Below are 19,748 nucleotides of genomic sequence, written 5' to 3'. Positions count from 1 at the left end.
CTGTCTTCTTTATTGAGATACATGTAGTATTATGGTTTATTACAGAACTCCCCCCTTAAAGTAAATTGGCATAATGAGGTTCATCTATTTTTGTATTAAATATTTTCCCATCTTCTTTACACAATACCTGAACCAAATTTCTCGCTTGTAATACAACACTTGGCAATCCGCCTCCAACTTGACTCCAATGCCCTACCATATAAAAATCCTCTAAACCATGAAGTGTTCTTTTTAATTTTTTTTCATGTATAATGGCAGCCATTTGTTTCTCCCAGCCCTGCCAACTTCCATTTCTATTATTTGTATATCTTCTGATTGTATATGGCGTAGAAACATCTACTACATCAATATTTGATTTAATATCTCCGAACCTTTTATCTAATAAATCAATGATTTCATTAGCTATTGCTTTCTTCTCATTCTCATACTTTACACGATTATTTTTCTGCAAAGCCTCCCAATATTCACTTGAGGTCTTTGCATATACCACAATGCTGGTTTTTCCTTTTGGAGCAAAAGAAGGGTTTTTATTATATATTTTTACAAATATATTGTTTACATCCTTACAACCGTGATCATTAAGAGGACGCTCTAATTCCAAACTCATATAGTGTGGGACATTCTCAAATGCTTTTGATACCCCTAATCCTACATAAATTTGTGGCGCACTTGTTTTAAAATTATCATAACAATATTTCAAATCTTCATTCACATATTTCCCCTCTAACATTTCATAAATCGTATTATATCCATCTGCTGCGGAGATAACTAAATCCCCTTTATATGTTTGACCATTTTTCAACTTTATTCCTATTGCTCTATTATCTTCAACTAAAATATTAGCAACTTTTGATTTATAATGTATTTCCCCACCCAAATCAACATATCTTTTCTCTATTATCTTCGCAAATTGTAATGATCCTTCTACAGGATGGCCCGCAGATTTACTATTGGCCCACCCCATAGTTGCTATAAAATAAGATATGGATGTATCGATATTAAACCAAAAAATTCGGCTAAAGTTTTCTCGCACCAAGGGACTTTTAAAGCGTTTGGAAAATTCCTCAATTGTAACCTTTCCCCACTCTTTCATAACTTTCATATAAGGGCCCGCTTTGGCTTTAAACCTTTCAAAATCTGAAAGATCTAACAACTCTGGTGCCTTATCTAAATCCAAATCAACACTAGAAATTACTCGAATAGCATCTGTTAAAACTTTAATTGTTTCTTCATCTTCCGGAGCAACTCTAAGAAACTCTTGTTCTAATTTATCTACATCAGAATACAGTGTAAATGTTGATCCATCTTTAAAATTAACAACTGCAAACTCTTCATCATTAATAAACTCCATATTTTGTATAATGTTTAGTTCCTTCCAAAATTTATGGAATGTATTATTAGGTCCTGAACCGACAAGCCAACTAATACATCCATCAAAATAATAGCCTTTCCTACTCCAACCAGTGCAAAGCCCTCCAGGTAATAATCCCATTTCATAAATCTTTGTTTTATAACCATTCATCTGTAGATAACATCCTGCAGCCATTCCTGCAACACCCGCTCCAATAATAATAGCTGTTTTATTTCCCATATTTACTCTCCCTTTCATCACATTTTTAAAACGCACTTAATTTCCTAATATTTTCAATCCATCTTGTATATCTATATTTCCTTTTTGAAGATCATCAAATAAATCCCTAAGTTCTTTCTCTAAATTATTATCGTTACTTACATTCGTTTCTCCGTTTTTCAAATTATCATTATTATTAATTTCTCTATCAATATATTCCGATAACTCAACAACAGAAGGGTACGTAAAGATATCAGAAATGTCAACCAGATTAGGATATTTTTGATTAATGAGGTTTAATAACTGTGTTGCCATAATTGAGTCTCCACCCATGGCACTAAAACTCTCATATAAGTCTAATTCTGGAATATCTAAAACCATAGAGTACATTTGTGCAATGTTTTTTTCTGTTTCAGAATAGTATTCTCCTTTACCTTTTATTACAACATCACTAGCACTATTCTTTAGAGAACTTTTTTCTGTCTCAACCTTAGTTTTTTTAGATTCTTTTAGTTTATTTTTTACACTTATTGACAGTTCGAAAGGTAATTCATCTGTAGCAACTTCTAATATATCCATATTTAATTTACCTGGTATAACATTTGTTAGGTCATTATCTGCCATTGTATCTAATATACTAAGGGCTTTATTAACCGTTAATAATTTAAAAATGGAAAATTCATCAGTAACTCCATAATCTACAGCTATACCAACTTCATCCCACGCTGGCCAATTTATAGAAATAGTCTTTTTTCCTTTTTTGTTTCTATAATAAGAGAAAGAATCTAAATATGCATTCGCAGCTGTATAATCACCTTGTCCAGCTCCACCAAAAATCGAATTGATTGAAGAGAACAAGATACTAAAATCTATATTTTCGTCTTTGGTTAAGTAATCAATTAACCAAGTTCCACTTATCTTTGGATTTATAACTTCTTCAAAAACAGCCTCCTGTTTTCTAAATATAAATCCTTCACCTGCGACTCCTGCGCAGTGGAATATACCGTTTATTTTTCCGTATTTTTCTTTTATTTCTCTAATAACTTTGCTCATACTACTAAAATCGGAAACTTCACAGCTATAGCACTTTACTTCTGATCCCATTCCCTGAATACTTCTAATTGTCTCTAACTTTCTTGAAAGCTTTTGATTTGAGCCATCATTAATAATATCTTCCCATAATTCCATCTCTGGTAACTTAGAACGATTTAGCAATACTATATTCACTTTATTTTTTCCAGCCAAATATTTTGCGATTTCAAGTCCTATTCCACCAGTTCCACCTGTAATCATATAAACTCCATTTTCCTTAATCTCTAGTCCAGTACCTTGTTTATCATGATTATGTTCAAATATATCTAGCTCACTTATATAACGGATGTTATGCCTAAAGGCAATTTGATAATGTTTGTCTTCACTCTTTATTTCTTCAATGATGGAGGTAATAGCGGTGTGATCATCTATATCTATCGCTCTACATTTTATATTTGAAAACTCTTGTGAAATTACACTGCCTAACCCAAACATTGCAGCCCCCAAAGGATTAATTGTCTTCTCATTCCCAGTTACTTCTGTCACGTTGTTAGAAATTAAAATCAAATCAATATTTCTTTTGACTTTATTAACACTTATACCCCTAACTAAATAAAATAGACTATACAATCCGTTATGTTGTAATTCTTTTAAGTCACTAAAATGAATTGCTTCACCATTAGTCATTGAAGATAAGTGAATGATTTTAGTAATATTTCGTCCCTTTACTTCGTTTATTAAATTAATATAATCGTCTGCCATTCCATTAATAATAAATTGTTGATCATTAATCTTTTCAAAGCGGTTCCCAAATTCTACTTGGATAATATTATGATTATCGTATTGTAGCTCTTTGAGAACTTTTTTATAAATCTCCTGTTTATCTTTGAATACTAATATCGTTTCATTAGTAGTGGCATTAACTTTAACTGGGGTTGATCCCTGAACCCACTTTAGATGATAAAACGAACTTTCTTTTTCTAAATTTTCATCAAAAATAGTGTTTAAGCGATTAGCCTTCTTTAATACATAGTCCGTAATCTCCGCAAAAACAACACCCGCAGTATCAATTAATTGTATATTACAAACCTTCGTCTCTTTATTGCTTGATTTCTTTATGACATGTGCATAAAAATGCTGAGGCATCGCTGAATATATCTTCACACTTTTATAAGAAAGTGGGAGGAATGTACTGTCATCGTCATCTTCTCCAATAAATACATTGGCTGCATTATCCAGTAAAGATGGATGTAACAATAAATCTTTTAAGTCCCCTTTAAATTCATCAGATAGTTTCAATTCCACCAATTGTTCATCATGATCCAAGATTACTTCTTTAAAATTTAGCCACCTAGGTCCAAACGTAAATACATTGCTGGTCAATTGCGTATCATCTTTGTATTCAACTTTAATTTTTTCTCTGCTGGCATCCTTTTTCATTAAATTCAAATCAAATATTATTGATTTCATTTCCTTTAATTCATAAGCTTTCCCTTCCGCATGAGTGATCCATTTCTCTCCTTCCTTACTAGCTATGGTGAATCGGACACCCTCTTTTTCTTTCTTTATAATGGTATGAACAACTTTATTTTCATCTTGATGTACCAGTAATGGGGTAAAAAAGATAACATCTCTTAATTCCAAATTGTTATTCCCGAAAAATTCAGAACTTGCCTTTCGCCCCATCTCTAAATAAGTTGTTCCAGGGATTACACTAACTCCCATAATTTTATGATCACTTAACACCCAATCTTTATCCACATTAAATGTTGTAGAATAAATAGTTTCATTCATTGAATCTGCCAAACACTGATCAATCAGAGGATGACTAATATTTTTTTGAATCGGTGTTTCATCTCGTCTATCTTTCACCTCTCCCCAACACTGTATTCTTTCAAATTGATACGTAGGCAAACTAACAGTATTTCTTTTTTCATCTACGTATATCTTTTTCCAATTAACCTTAGCTCCTTTAATATATAAATCACATATTTCTGTAAGATTTAACACTAAATATTCATTACTCTCGTTTGAAATATCTAACAATAAATTATCTACTTTCGTATTCATTTTTCGATGTTCCGATAACGTAATTTCACCTTCATCCATAATTTGCTTTCGATCAGAGCCAATTTTATGATAGCCGAAATATGCTCCTTTCTCTGATATATCATTTAAATTTTGATTACAGAGCAAATCAATTTTTTGTATAAGTTCTTCATAGCTTTTGACTATGATAGCTAACCTATAGCCATAATGACCTCGGCCGGTATTTGCGGTATAACAGATATTCTTTAGACTTTTTTGAGTTCCCTGTTTGAAAAATTCATTATATTTTTTGAGCAATTGAATTAAAGATTTTTCTGTCTTAGCTGATAACGTGAATACTTCAAACGTTAATTTTGAACTTAACTCATCATTTGATTGAATAACCGGTTCTTCTACAACAACATGAGCATTAGTTCCTACAAATCCAAATGAACTGATTCCCGCTCTTCTCGGTACACTACCTCTTGGCCACTTATGCGGCTTATCAGTTACAAATACCGGTGACTTAACAAAATTGATCAATGAATTAGGTTCTTTAAAATTAATACTTGGAGGTATTATATTATGTTTCATTGACAAAACAATTTTAATTAAAGACGCTAAACCCGAAACAGCAACAGTATGACCTATATTAGATTTGACAGATCCTATTCCACAAAACTGTATTTTATCTGTATATTTCGAAAATGCGTTAGTAATCCCCTTAACTTCTATAGGATCACCTAATTTTGTACCTGTACCATGCGCCTCAATATACTGAATAGTTTCTGGATTAACCTGTGCATTTTCCCAAGCTTTAATTAGAACTTCTTCCTGCGCTATTGCATTAGGTGCGGTTAAGCCATTAGAAGCTCCATCATTATTGATTGCACTCCCTTTAATGACAGCGTAAATATTATCGCCATCCTGTCTAGCTTTATTTAAGGGCTTCAATATAACAGCAGCTACTCCATCACTAAAAAATGTACCATCTGCATTTTTATCAAAAGCGTTTACTTTATCGCTTTTAGATTCCATCATAGATTTTCGAGATGTTTCGAAACGTGGAAAGAACCCTAATGAAATCCCACTAACAATTGCCATTTCACATTCCTTGCTTTTTAAAGCATTACAAGCTAAATGCACCCCTAGTAAACCTGAACTACATGCGGAATCTAAAACCATAGAATTTCCTTTTAAATTCAATAAATAATTTATTCTTCCCGCCATCAAACCAGGCCAATTCCCTGTCATACTTGAAGATTCTAATTCCGTAATATAACGATACAGAGTATTATTCACATGATCTTTTCCGACAAATAAAGAAGTATTACTTCCATAAATTTTATCCCCACCATACCCAGCATCCTCAATCGCGGTCCATACGGTCTCCAGCAATACTCTATGAGAAGGATCAATTGCCTTTGCTTCTTTAGGAGAGATACTGAAAAATTCAGCATCAAATTTATCCACATCCTCTAAGTAACCACCAAGCTTCCAGTCATCTGCCTGCTCTTCTGTCAAAAATCCAGATCCAAGAAAATCTGTAAATCCCTTATTATTTACAATAGGTTTAATATATTTAATCATTTCTTCCTGATAATTCACCTTACAATCTAAAGAATTTATTAAGTTATTCCAATATTCTTCTGTATTATTAGCTTTAGGTAGTTTACAAGATATCCCAATAATAGCAATATCCTCACTCTGCATACTTTCACTATTTAATTCTTGAAGCATCTTTTTTGCTTGTTCCTGTGTTATCTTGCGCTGCTTTACCTGTTCTAATATATAGGTTTGAATTACACTCATTTTTTAATCACTCCTACATAAATTTTTTGTATTAATTCATTTTTGTTATTAGGGGCAAACCGTCGATTCTGACCTTTGCGGCGAATAGAACCACTATATTTCTGTGGTTCTTAATATTCAATTACATAAAATCCCAAAGCAAATATTTCTTTGAGCAGTGCTAAGAAATGGCACTTCATCTGCCTTCACACTTCCGAATATTATTCCAAAAAATAAACCCTTTTTATGGCTGTCTTGGTTGTGAAAAAAAGAACCTTCTTTTTTTCACAACCAAGACGTCTTTCTATGATTTTTGTCCTGAATATATCAGTTTATTTGCCTCACCTACTTCCAACTCACCGGAAGCTAATTTACTCAAAATAGCATCAATATCATCTTCTTTATGATTATCCTCAAAAATTTGGCTAGGTACACAATCATCATCATTTTTTAATTCAGATTCAATATAAGATGCCATTTCACGAATTGATGGGTAGGTAAAAATATCTGATACATCGATCAGTGATGGGAATTCTTTTTCTATTTCCTTCATCAAATAGATAGCCGATATTGAATCCCCTCCTAAATCGTAAAATTTATCATCGATACCGATTTGCTCTAATCCTAAAACTTTTATCCAAACCTTTAAAATCTTATTTTCTATACTGTTATAATCAATATGATTAACCTGTACAAAATTCATTTCTTCACTGATTTTATCTTTTGAGACTGTTTGATCTATGCGTTGTAAAATATCTGAAGATATCTGAAATTTAATCAAGCCTTTATGAACACCAAGTACTTTATAATCAATTTCTCCAATAATAACTTTTGAAATTTCCTTTTGTATGATTTCATCAAATGCATATATTGCTTCAATAGAGTTAATAGTCTTAAACCCATTATTATCCTTATGCTCTTCTTTACGCTTATCAATATATTCAGCGAGCATCCCTACATCATTCCAACCACACCAATTAATAGTCAATGTCTTTTGTTCAGGGGCTACTAGACTCCTAAATTCCTCAAATGAATCCATGTAAGCATTGGCTGCCACATAATCAGCTTGTCCCACACTGCCTCCCAATGACGTGATGGATGAAAACATAATAAAAAAGTCCAATTGATCATCTTTTGTAAGTTGATTCATTATCCATGTTCCATGAATTTTGGGTTTAATTACATTATCAAATACTTCTTTCTCTTTTCTAAAAATAAACCCCTCTCCAGAAACACCAGCCCCATGTATAACACCGTCTATTTTATTGAATTTTTTCCTTATCTCTCTAAATACTTCTTTTATTTCATTTTCATTCGCAACATTCGCTTTATAACATTCAACTCTCGAACCACTCTCTTGTATTTCATTAATAGCTTTGATTTTATAAGCAATCTTACTTTCCTCAATCGCCTTTGCTGACAAACCAGAACGCCCAATTAAAATTAAATTAACATTTTCCTTGGACGATATATATTTGGCCATTTCTAAGCCTATTCCACCCATGCCACCAGTAATAACATAGACGCCATCTTTCTTAAATTCCACTTTCTCTTCTGGAAGAGCTTTTATATCAACATTTTGCAATTCTTGAACATATTTATCTTTATCTCTGTATGCAACCAGTTCTACTTGTTTTTTTGAGTTTATTTCAGTAATACAATCCTCCACGCAAATCTTATCATCTATATCAATACATCTCACACTTAGTTTTGGATATTCCTTTTCTATGACCTTTCCAAAACCAAAGAAAGCTGCATTATGTGGTTTTATTTTAAATTCTTCACCATTAACCCGATGCGCGAAATCGGTGAATAACAATAGTTCTATACTATTTTTCGTATTCTTAATTATTGACTTAGTTAAATAAAATAAGCTGTCTAATCCTATAGATAGTTTTTTCTGAAGTTGTAGTAGCTCTTCATCTGTTTCATTATTGATTGTCATTAAATGAATAATTTGAGTAATATTTTCATTTGCTATAGCTTCAAATAATTTGTCGTAATCCTCTTGTTCTCCACGAATTGTATACTTCCAATTACTAATCTTAGAAAAGCGCTTCCCTGGCTCTACTTCAATAACAGATTTCCCATCCACTCTTAATTGCTTTGCAATCTTGTTAGATAATTCCCCTTCATTTTTAAATAATAAAATATTACGATTATCATATTTCTTTTCAAATGTGTAGTCTTTCTTACTTACCCATGCTAACTTATGATACATTTGCTTGCTTTTATCTATTTTTTCTGTGGAACCATGAACTTTCTTTACAATATAATTACTTATTTCCCCAAATACCTCTCCAACCTCATTTAATAGCAATATATCAAATTTACCAGTTTCCTCATTATCGTTAGTTTTCTTTGTTATATAGCTATAAAACTTTTTAGGCGTAGATCCAAAGATTCGAAAGTTTTTATAATAATAAGGCAAATAGCTTTCATCATTTATCGTAAAAGTAGCTGCATTTACAGCACAATCCATCATGGCAGGATGCAAACTATAGTAATCAAAATCGTTCTGATACTCTTTCTTAATTTCTAGTTCGCATAACACTCCTTCATTATTCCTGTAGATTGCATTGGTGCATTTCCACCTATCACCAACGCTTACTATACTTTCTGACCTGTTTGTATCTTCTATAAAATAAACAGATTCATAGTCTTTTTGGTTTACATCTACTAAACTACGATTATTTTTCTGAATGATGTAAACAGATTCATAGTTCTTTTTTAAAACTTCAATATCATATTTTTTGGGCCTCTCTTTTACTTCCTTAACAATTAACGCTTCTGCATGCTTGACCCATTCCCCTTCTCCTAACTTACTTACAACACTAAATTCTAACGTATCCTCTTTTATATTTATAATTGTATGGACTTCTCTTGTTTCCACATCTTTTACTTGCAAAAGGTGTGGAAACATTACGTTCTTTAAAACAATGTTCCATGAATCACCAAAATATCTTTTTCCAATTTCTCTTGCTGTGTCTATATATGTAGTACCAGGAACAACATAATAATTGTCCACTTTATGCTCATTCAAAATCCAATAATCTTTAACATTTAAATGTGACACATAGACTTCCATATTAAATGATTGTAAAGCAAGATTATTTATTAAAGGATGTTTATCTTTCTTGTTAGATATTGAATTACTCTTTTCTTTTAAATCTATCCACATTCTTTTTCCATCAAAAGAATAAGTAGGTAAGCTCACTTTTCGGAAATTAAATTTCCGATATAGTTCTTCAAAATTAACATCTGCTCCATTACAATACAATTCACTTAAAAACTGTAAATCAGATTTGTTAATATGAGTGACATCTTTTCTTATTCTATTAATTATCCTCTTTATCTCATGGCTTGTATGCGACTCATTAATATGAGTTGAAAAAATGTTCCTCCCTATAAACCTGGTATTTTTTTCAATAATTTGAAAATAAATATCTTTATCCAGATATGTTTTCCATTCCGATCGAACTAATAATTCTAGTTTTTCTAACAATTCTTCTTTTGTTTTTATAATAAGGGCAATTCTAAATTTATTAGCTAGCCTTCCAGTATTCATCGTATAACAAATGTCATGTAATTTAACTTCTTTTTCTTCCCCTAAAAATTCGATATAACTGTTTAGTAAATTGAATAATGACTTTTTTGTTCTTGCTGATACTGTAAAAATATTTTCAGAAAAAACAGTTTCTTCACGTTGTTCAATTTTAGGTGGTTCTTCTAAAATGACATGACAGTTGGTTCCGCTTAAACCAAAACTACTAACACCACATCGATATACTCCATCATTATTAGTCCAATCCAGCACTCTATCATTTACATAAACAGGCGACTCATGAAAATTAATATTTCTATTTGGAACTTTAAAATTTAAGCTTGGGGGAATTTTTTTATGTTTTAATGCCATGACTGCTTTAATTAAACCTGCTAATCCTGCCAAACTATCCAAGTGACCAATATTGGTTTTTACAGAACTAATCGCGCAAAACTGTTTACGATCTGTAAATTTGCTGAAAGCCTGTTGTATCGCACTTACTTCTATTGGATCACCCAATTTAGTGCCTGTACCATGAGCCTCTATATATGTAATCGTTTTAGGATCTATATGTGCATCCTTCCAGGCATCTAAAATAACATTCTCCTGTGCAGCTACATTAGGAGCTGTGATTCCCACTGAACTACCATCCTGATTAATTGCACTTCCTTTAATAACTGCATAAATTTGATCTTTATCAAGAATTGCCTTATTCAGCGGTTTAAGCAGAATTGCAGCCACACCCTCGCCACTATTTGTTCCATCAGCCTTATCATCGAATGTTTTTACAAGTGAATCAGACGATGTAATACCAATATTCCATTCATTCTCTTTTTCTGTTTTAGGAAAAATCTTTATATTTACTCCTCCAACTAAAGCTGTATCACAATCACGATTTCTTAAAGCCTGACATGCGGTATGGAGTGTAACAAGTGATGAAGAACAAGCTGTATCAATTACCATAGTAGGGCCTTTAAAATCCAATATATATGCTAATCTACTTGCAATAACCGACTTAATATTACCCGCAGTTGCTAAACCTAATAATGATTGATCTCCCTTTTCAATTAGCTTAAAATACTCATTTGATCCATCACTACTTAGCCCTACATATATTCCTGTCTTGGTTCCACATAATTTGCCGCCTCCATAGCCCGCGTCTTCCAAAGCATTCCATGCTGTTTCGACAAATAATCTTTGTCTAGGATCAATTAACTTAGCCTCATTAGGAATTATTTCAAAAAAATCACAATCAAATTTATTAATTTCATCTAAATAGGCTATTTTTGTGTAGTTCACATCTTTATTTTTATTTTTAGCACCACTGTATTCTAAATAATTATCAGCGTCTTCTTTTCTGTTTATCGGAATATCCCTGATTAATTCTTCTCCGTTTATTAATAGATCCCAATAAGCATTTAAATTATTAGCCTTGCCAAATTTACCAGAAATCCCTATAATTGCAACATCATTTTCAGAAATATTATTAATTCCAATAACTTCTTTCCTCTGCTTCTCTTTAATTCCTAATTTATCATTTTTAAAAGCAGCAGCCTTTAAATCACTTAAACTTATAAAATCTGTTTTCATCTTCTCACCTCACTAATAGTAAGCAAAATTTGGTATCTTAAATTAAATTTCAAAGTTCTCAAAATAGTGTTTTGTATTTGTTTCGTCAAACAATTGATTAAATCTTTCCTGTTGTTCATCTTTAGGAGTTCCTTTAGTTTGAAATACTGATTTTAGCATTTCTACAGCCATTTGCATTTGATCTATTGTAGGCATTTTGTTAGTTGCCTCTAGTTCAGTTTGAAGCATCGCAATTTTTTCATAAGGCTCAATAACACCTCTAGTGTATTCTTCATTATTCCAATTATTATTTTTAGTAGCCACCGCTATCCCCAAACTTCTTGAAATAATAGAATACCTGTTTTTTCGATGAGAGACTTCTTTTGCAAAGATTTCTTCCTTCATTTCTTTTATATCTTCTTCTTTGTCATAACTGTATGCTCCAATATTTGATATATTGTTTCTTACAAGATTCCTTAGCGTGGCCTTAGGGCCAAATTCAATCACGTTATCTAATTGTTGTTGCTCCAAGTATTTCATTATTGCATACCAATTCACAGGTTTTACAATCTGTTTCCCTAAAATGTCCAATATTTGATCCTTATCTTCATAAGGCAACGCCGTAACATTTGATAAGACCTTATATTTAGGATCTTTAAAGGCGTATCTATTCAACTCATTTTTAAATTTATCAGCCGCTAATTCCATTATCGGTGAGTGGAAGGCAGCACTAACATTTAATTTGAAAATTTCTGCACCTTTACTCTTCAGCTCTTCACAAACCTGTGCAACAGCCTCTGCTTCCCCTGATACCACAACATCTTTTTCTCCATTGTAATTTGATATACCGATAACCCTTCCACTTAAAGAAATTTTATAACTTTCTTCTTCTACAATTTTTTCATCTATATTTCTAATAACAGCCATAGCTCCTAATCCATCATTTGCTGTTTCTTTCATAAACATACCTCTGGCTCTTACAAGCTTTACAGCATCTGAAAAATCAATGACACCCGCACATACCAAAGCAGTATATTCTCCCAAGCTATGTCCCGCTAAATAATGAGGTTCTTCCCCTATCTCTTCCATGTAAACTCGGAATTGAGCCATACTAGTTGTAAGTATTGCAGGTTGTGTATTTTCAGTCTGAGAAAGTTCATTAGCGTTGCCTTCAAAACATAATTTTCCAAGGTCGAACCCTAATACTTCACTTGCCTCATCATAAGTTTCCTTTGCAATAGCGAAATTATTATATAAATTTTTGCCCATTCCTATATATTGAGATCCTTGTCCTGAAAATAAAAAACCTAATTTTGGCATGTTAAAGCCTCCATCTATCTTATTTTTAATAATTAATTTAACTTAGCGAAGTTAACCTTACACTTTGATTACCTCTCATATAAAAATGCAAGATTAACTTTGCCTCATTCTTACATTTATATTGAACCACTTACTGTACTTTGTGTTATAACTTGAATCAGCTTAATATAGTTGTAAAATAAATCCTTAATTTTACTTTGATTCAGTTTTTGGTCATTATATATACATATAATTTCTACTTCACTATGTCCCTCATGAATTTCAAACACTAAATCGTAAGTCCTTAAATAATTAACATTTGAATTGTTCGATACTCTAAACAATGGAAAAATACAATGATCAATTACTGAATCAAATAATTCACTTGGAGAATCGATAGAATACTGTTGAGATTTTGCTACATTTCCAATTTTATCTTTGATAGTTCTTATAATGTCATAAAAATTTTCTACCCCTGATACATCAACAGATATTTGACTTATTTGTTCTTCCCCTTGATTATCCAGCTGAATAGTAACAAGGTTTTTTCCACACGTATCAGCTAATAGGAACACATAACATGCTAATAACAGATGGTATATTTCATAATTATCACCACAAATCCCCAGTAATCCTGAATACTCATCTTCTGTTAATTTAAATTTCAAAAGAGGTTCTTCGTTTAAACAATCTTCCAACCAAAAATATTCTAAAGGTAATTCAATTGGCGTTATATCTTTGGCTACTGAAGTCGATATTTCTTCAAACTTCTCAATAGATTCAATGAATTGTGCCAATCTGTATATAGTTGGATGTGCAAAAATATCAGTAATTTGAATTTTTTTAGGATACAGTTTTTTAATTTCATTATGCATAGCTACAATTTTGATAGAATTGCCTCCTGCCTCAAAGAAATTATCATGGATTCCAACTTTTTTAATATTCAAAATACCAATCCATATATTCCTAATATCCCTCTGAATATCAGTCACCACTTCTTCGTAATTACTATTTAACTCTGGACGATTACGAGTAGGTTCGGGCAACGCTTTTCGATTTAATTTTCCATTTGTGGTCAACGGAATTTCATCAATCTCCATGTATATCTGCGGAATCATATACGTAGGCAGCATAGACGATAAATATTTAATTAATTCTGATGTATTGATTTTTTCTTTCGCTACATAATACAGCACTAATTCTTGTACCTCAAATGAATTTGTTTTGCCAACTGCTATGCATTCCTTGATCTTTCCATATTGATTTGCGACATTTTCAATTTCACCTAATTCTATTCGATATCCTCTAATTTTCACTTGATTGTCTATTCTTCCGATAATATCTAGTTCTTCATTAGGTAACCACCTAGCCAGATCTCCCGTTTTATACATTTTTCCTACATTAACAAATGAGTTTTCCACAAATTTTTTTACAGTTAATTCTTCTTTATTTAAATAACCTCTGGCCAGACCGTCTCCAGCAATACATAATTCACCTACACTTCCCATAGGCACTGTATTCCCAACGTCATCAATAATATAAACCTGCGTATTCGCAATAGGTTTCCCTATATTTATACTATTTTCTTTGGTTAAATCTTTTATAGTCGACCATATAGTAGTTTCAGTTGGGCCGTACATATTATAAATTTTGGAGTTTGTACACTCTTTAAGTTGATAAAGTAAATCATGAGGAAAAGCCTCTCCTCCTACCATTATCAAATTCAATTTTTCAAAACATTCTTTGCTATTACTACTGTTTAACATTAATTTTAATCTAGAAGGAGTAAGTTGGATTGTATTTACTTCCGAATCAACAATAACTTTATTTAATAGATAAGGATCTTTTTGCTCCGTCTCATTGGCAATGACTACTTTCCCCCCCTTGATTAAAGGCAAAATCGTCTCTAAACCAAAAATATCAAAAGAACATGTAGTCACCGCAAGGATTACATTATTATAGGTAAAGTCAATTCGTTCTGTTATTCCCTTAATAAAATTATGAAACGCTCGATGCTCGATGGCTACTCCTTTGGGCTTCCCAGTAGATCCTGAAGTATAAATTACATAAGCTAAATCCTCAGCTTTATTTATTTTATCTACATTAGAATCCATTTGATATTCTAACTCCTGTGAATCAATACTAATAATTGATCCAGTAAAGCTCAAATGATTCGAAAGGTTCTCTTCTGTTAAAAGTAAACTTCCTTTACTGTCTTCCAACATATAGTCAATTCTGTCTACAGGATATTCTGGATCTAACGGTAAGTAACACCCTCCAGCTTTTAATATCCCTAAAATCCCTATAATAAGATTAAAAGATCTTCTTACTAAGATAGGAACAACAGTATTTTCCTTCACATCATTTCTTCGCAAAATTCGTGCTAATTTATTCGCCTTTTTATTTAACTCATTGTAAGTCAGGGATTCTCCATTAAATTCTAAAGCAATTGCTGTCGGCGTTCTTTCAACTTGTTCTTCAAATAACTCTTGAATAGTCTTTTCTTTTGAATATATTACTTCTGTATCATTAAATTCCCGCAATAACTTATTCCGTTCTACACCACTTACCATATCAATATCTGATACTTTCACTTCTTGATTAAAAGCTAAATGATTTAAAACATTCACTAGATTCTGAAGTATCGCACTTATTACTTCTTTACTATAAATATTGTTATTATATGTTATTTTCATATTTAACTCATTGCCAGGTATGATTAGAAGCTCTAAATTATAATTCGTTTGTTCAAACCCCGAAGTAGCAGTTATTTTTAATTCTGATTCATAATTGCTATGAAAACTTGCTAGATTCATATCAAGTGGATAATTCTCATATACCACTACATGATTGATAAGTTTATTCTTCATATTGGTCAGCGCCTGTACCTCTGCTAATGAACAATAACTGTATGTATTAGCTTCAATAAAATCTTTATTTATTTTTTTAGCAAGTTCAATAAAAGATGTAGTATCTTTTATTCTTAGCCTTATAGGCACAGCATTAATAAATAAGCCAACCATATTTTCAATACCATTAATCTCACTTGGTCTACCCGAAACAACTGAACCAAATACAACATCATTTGTATTATTATACTTTTGCAACAACACACCCCAAGCTGTTTGTATAATTGAACTTAAGGTAATACTATTTGTTTCTGCTAAATTTTTTAATTTGGCTGTTATTGTTTCAGTAAGCGATATTCGCTCTTGTCTACGTTTATATTTATCAACCTTTAAGCGGTGTTCTGGAAACACTATCTCTTGTTCGTATGCATGAAGATAATTTTTCCAATACTCTAATGCGACTACTTTATCCTGTTGATCAAGCCATTGTAAGTACCTGCTATATGATACAGTTTTTTCTATCGGAATTTCTTTTCCTTTAACAAATGCTTTATAATTATCCATTATTTCTTTAAGTATGATTCCAATACTCCAGCCATCCATAATGATATGGTGAAAACTATATATTATTTTAAATATGTTGTTTTGAACCTTTATCACTGATACTCGAATTAGAGAGTCTTTTGTCAATTGAAAGCGAGTGTTTCGATCCCTTATTTTAAATTGCTCTATATAATTTTCTTTTGTTTCGATATCCCAGTGACTTATATCCTCATAATGTATTTTAATCTTCCTTTTTCTTAAAACCGCTTGCTTAAACACACTAATATCCTCATAGAAAAATACCGTTCTTAATATTTCATATTTCTCTATAATTTTATTTAATATGCTATTAAGAATTTCCACATCAACTATTCCTTCAATAGTCAGTTCACTCTGCTCCAAATAGGCACTTGAATCTTTTTCAATAATAGAGTTATACAACATACCTTCCTGCATTGGGGAAAGAGAATGGATCTTCTCAATTGCCTTACCACATGCAGTTATTTTTTTCAAATTCACTAAATCTAAATCTGGATCGCCATAATCCCATGGAGTTTTTTCAGCTACTTTCTTGTTCTCACAATGCTCTATCACTTCACTTAAGCTAGTTTTATAAACATTTGTTAATTCTTCTATTGTTTCCCACTTATATTCCTTCGTATTGTAGCTAAATATGAATCTTAACTGTCCTTCAATAACGAGACCATTGATCTCAATACTATGTGATTTTTTATTTTCCCTTGAAATGCTAATACCAGTTGGGATATTAGAATAGCGAAACAGACCATCGCTTTCTTCCTGACCAAATTCACCAAGATAATTAAAACTAATTTCTGGTTTTGACTTAAAATAGATACCTTTTTCAACGTTTGATAAATATTTAAGAATTCCATACCCTATTCCTTTGTTAGGAATATGTCTTAATGTCTCCTTTGTTAGTTTAATTGAATACGAGAGGTTATCGCTATAGCTCATATCCAAAGTAACTGGATATACTGAAGTGAACCAGCCTATTGTTCTATTTATCGAAACATCTTTTAAAATATCCTCTCTCCCATGTCCTTCAAGACTCACACACACTTTGTCCATTCCACACCATTTATTTACAGCCAATCCTAATGAGCAAAGCAGTATATCATTAATATGTGTATTATATGCTGCATTTGTTTTCCTCAAGAGTTTCTCTGTTTGTTCTTTTGTAAAGTTTATGCTAATCTCTTGACTCTCTTCATATAAGCTTTCACATTCAGAAAAATCTTTTGGTAGCGTCTCAAATGGTATGCTCTCCAACGCTTTCCAATAGTCTAATTCTTTCTGAATTTCTTTGCCCTTTGCAAATTCATTGAGCTTTTGAGTCCATTCTTTAAAGGCTGTAGTTTTTTGAGGTAATTTTACCTCTTCCTCATTTTCTATTTTTAAATACAGTGTTTCTAAATCTTCCAACAATATTCTCCACGATAGCCCATCAATAACCATATGATGAATTGCTACAAGTAAGTGATCTCCTGTTTTAGTCTTAAATAAACCTAGTTTTATTAAGATGCCATCTTCTAAACTCATTCCTTTTTGAATTTCACTAGATAACATTTCAATACTTCTTTCAGGATTTTCATCTCCTCTTACATCATATAACTCTAAGCTAAATGCATCTTCAGCTTGCTCAATGCCTCTATTCCATTGCTTAAATTCATCATTTTCTTTTATATACATCATTCTTAAGGCATCATGGTGTTTTACTATTTCCAAAAATGACTTTCTTAATATTTTTTCATTGATGCCATCTTGCTTGTAAAACATAAAAGCTTGATTATAATGATTTTTTTGTGAAAATTCTTGTTCAATAAACCATTTTTGAATCGGAACCAATTCAGCTTTACCTTCAATTGCCGACTGATCAACCTGGATATCATCTAATTTAATATGTTCACGTAATTCTTTAATTCGAGGAAATTGCATTAAGTCTTTTACCTCGAGTCTCAAGTGATATTTCCGAAGTTCCGATACGATTAATATTGACTTTATTGAATCTCCTCCGATTTCATAATAATTATAGTTAATACCTATCGGATCTATTCCTAGAACTTTCTCCCAAACTTTCACTAAAATTTCTTCTATTTTATCTCTTGGTTCTTCGTATTTTGATTCTATTAATTCTGCTACGTCAATGACAGGAAGCGCCTTTGTATCTATTTTTCCATTTGAACTTAAAGGCATCTTGTCAATTTGAATAATGTAACTTGGTACCATGTACATCGGAAGTTCCCTGGTTAATTTTTCTTTAATCTTTGAAGCTTCCACTTTTTTATTAGACGTTATATAACTACAGAGAAACATATTCTTATTTTGATCTTTTTTTGCCATAACTACAGCTTCTTTAACATCTTTGATCTTTAAAAGCTGATTTTCTATTTCTCCGATTTCTATTCTATAACCCCTTATTTTAACTTGATTGTCCATTCTCCCTAGGTATTCCATATTACCATCTGGTACCCACTTCACTACATCTCCAGTTTTGTATATTTTACTATTGGGTTCAAATGGGTTATCCAAGAATTTCGCCGCTGTTAACTCTTCTCTATTTATATATCCGCTTGCAAGCCCATCACCGCTTACACATAATTCTCCGGCTACGCCAATTGGAAGTAGCTCCATGTTCTTCCCTAAAACATATAGTTTTGTGTTATCTGCGGGCACACCAATCGAAACTGAAATTCCCTTATCTTTTTCAACATTATATTTATAGATCATACATCCTACCGTTGCCTCTGTCGGTCCATACTCATTGTATATATCTATATTCTCATTGAATGCTCGATATATCTTTTCGGCCTGTTCTACTTTTAGCTCTTCCCCACCAACTATTAATTTCTTTATTTTTGATTTTGATAAATCCATATTTTCCAACAATCTTAAATGCGTTGGTGTTAATTTTATAATATCAATTTTATTTTCCTCTATTATTCTTCTTATCAGTAGCGCTTTATCTGTCCCCTCATACACAACAATCTTGTTTCCTGTAACAAGCGGCGTGTACAGAGAAGTTACTGTTAAGTCAAACGCTATTGAAGAATATAATGGAAAATCAAATTTACCATCATTTACATAGCTCTTTTTTGCCCAATAAATATAATTAACAACTCCCTTATGTTTAACCATCACTCCCTTTGGGGCTCCCGTAGTTCCAGAAGTATAAATTACATAGGCTAATTGATTTGGCTGATTACTATTCAGTAAATTGCTCTTTTCTTGTTCATATAATGAATGATTTTTTAAATTTATCACCTTACCACTGTACATAACGTCTTTTGCTAATTGATTTTTCACTAAAAGTATAGAAGCTCTACTATCATCTAACATGTAACTTATTCTGTCATTTGGATACTCCGGATCTACGGGTAAATATGCTCCCCCTGCCTTTAGTATTCCTAAAATCCCTATAATCATTTCCAAAGACCGATCTACCATAATTGCTACTATATCTTTTTCTGTTACTCCCTCCTTCCTTAATACTCTAGCTAAACTA

The 19,748-nt window shown here is 31.9% G+C and carries 5 protein-coding genes; all 5 read right to left on the bottom strand.

Features of this window, described 5'->3' with window-relative positions; genetic code table 11:
- Positions 1-55: 55 nt before the first annotated feature.
- The 5 genes from DN400_RS02970 to DN400_RS02950 all read right to left on the bottom strand — a co-directional run bounded on the left by DN400_RS02970 (position 56) and on the right by DN400_RS02950 (position 19,690).
- Positions 56-1,591, bottom strand: coding sequence for a phytoene desaturase family protein (locus DN400_RS02970; protein ID WP_179953497.1), 1,536 nt, complete (start codon positions 1,589-1,591; stop codon positions 56-58).
- A 36-nt stretch (positions 1,592-1,627) separates the two neighbouring features.
- Entirely contained in the window at positions 1,628-6,442 is a 4,815-nt protein-coding gene (locus tag DN400_RS02965; RefSeq protein WP_147801538.1) for an SDR family NAD(P)-dependent oxidoreductase, read from the bottom strand.
- 283 nt (positions 6,443-6,725) lie between these two features.
- Positions 6,726-11,555, bottom strand: a complete 4,830-nt coding sequence (locus DN400_RS02960) for a type I polyketide synthase (protein WP_065229709.1) — start codon at positions 11,553-11,555, stop codon at positions 6,726-6,728.
- A 42-nt stretch (positions 11,556-11,597) separates the two neighbouring features.
- Positions 11,598-12,854 (bottom strand): ACP S-malonyltransferase, encoded by a 1,257-nt coding sequence (gene fabD, locus DN400_RS02955; RefSeq protein ID WP_065229708.1) that lies wholly within the window; start codon positions 12,852-12,854, stop codon positions 11,598-11,600.
- A 116-nt stretch (positions 12,855-12,970) separates the two neighbouring features.
- The gene (locus DN400_RS02950; RefSeq protein ID WP_240528004.1) at positions 12,971-19,690 is read right to left on the bottom strand and encodes a non-ribosomal peptide synthetase; all 6,720 of its coding nucleotides are present in this window, start codon (positions 19,688-19,690) and stop codon (positions 12,971-12,973) included.
- Positions 19,691-19,748: the final 58 nt, after the last annotated feature.

This window comes from Bacillus sp. AR8-1 (assembly GCF_008042345.1).
GTDB lineage: Bacteria > Bacillota > Bacilli > Bacillales > Bacillaceae_G > Bacillus_A > Bacillus_A cereus.
Note: the sequence above shows the minus strand (reverse complement) of the source record. Positions and strands in the feature narration are given on the sequence as shown.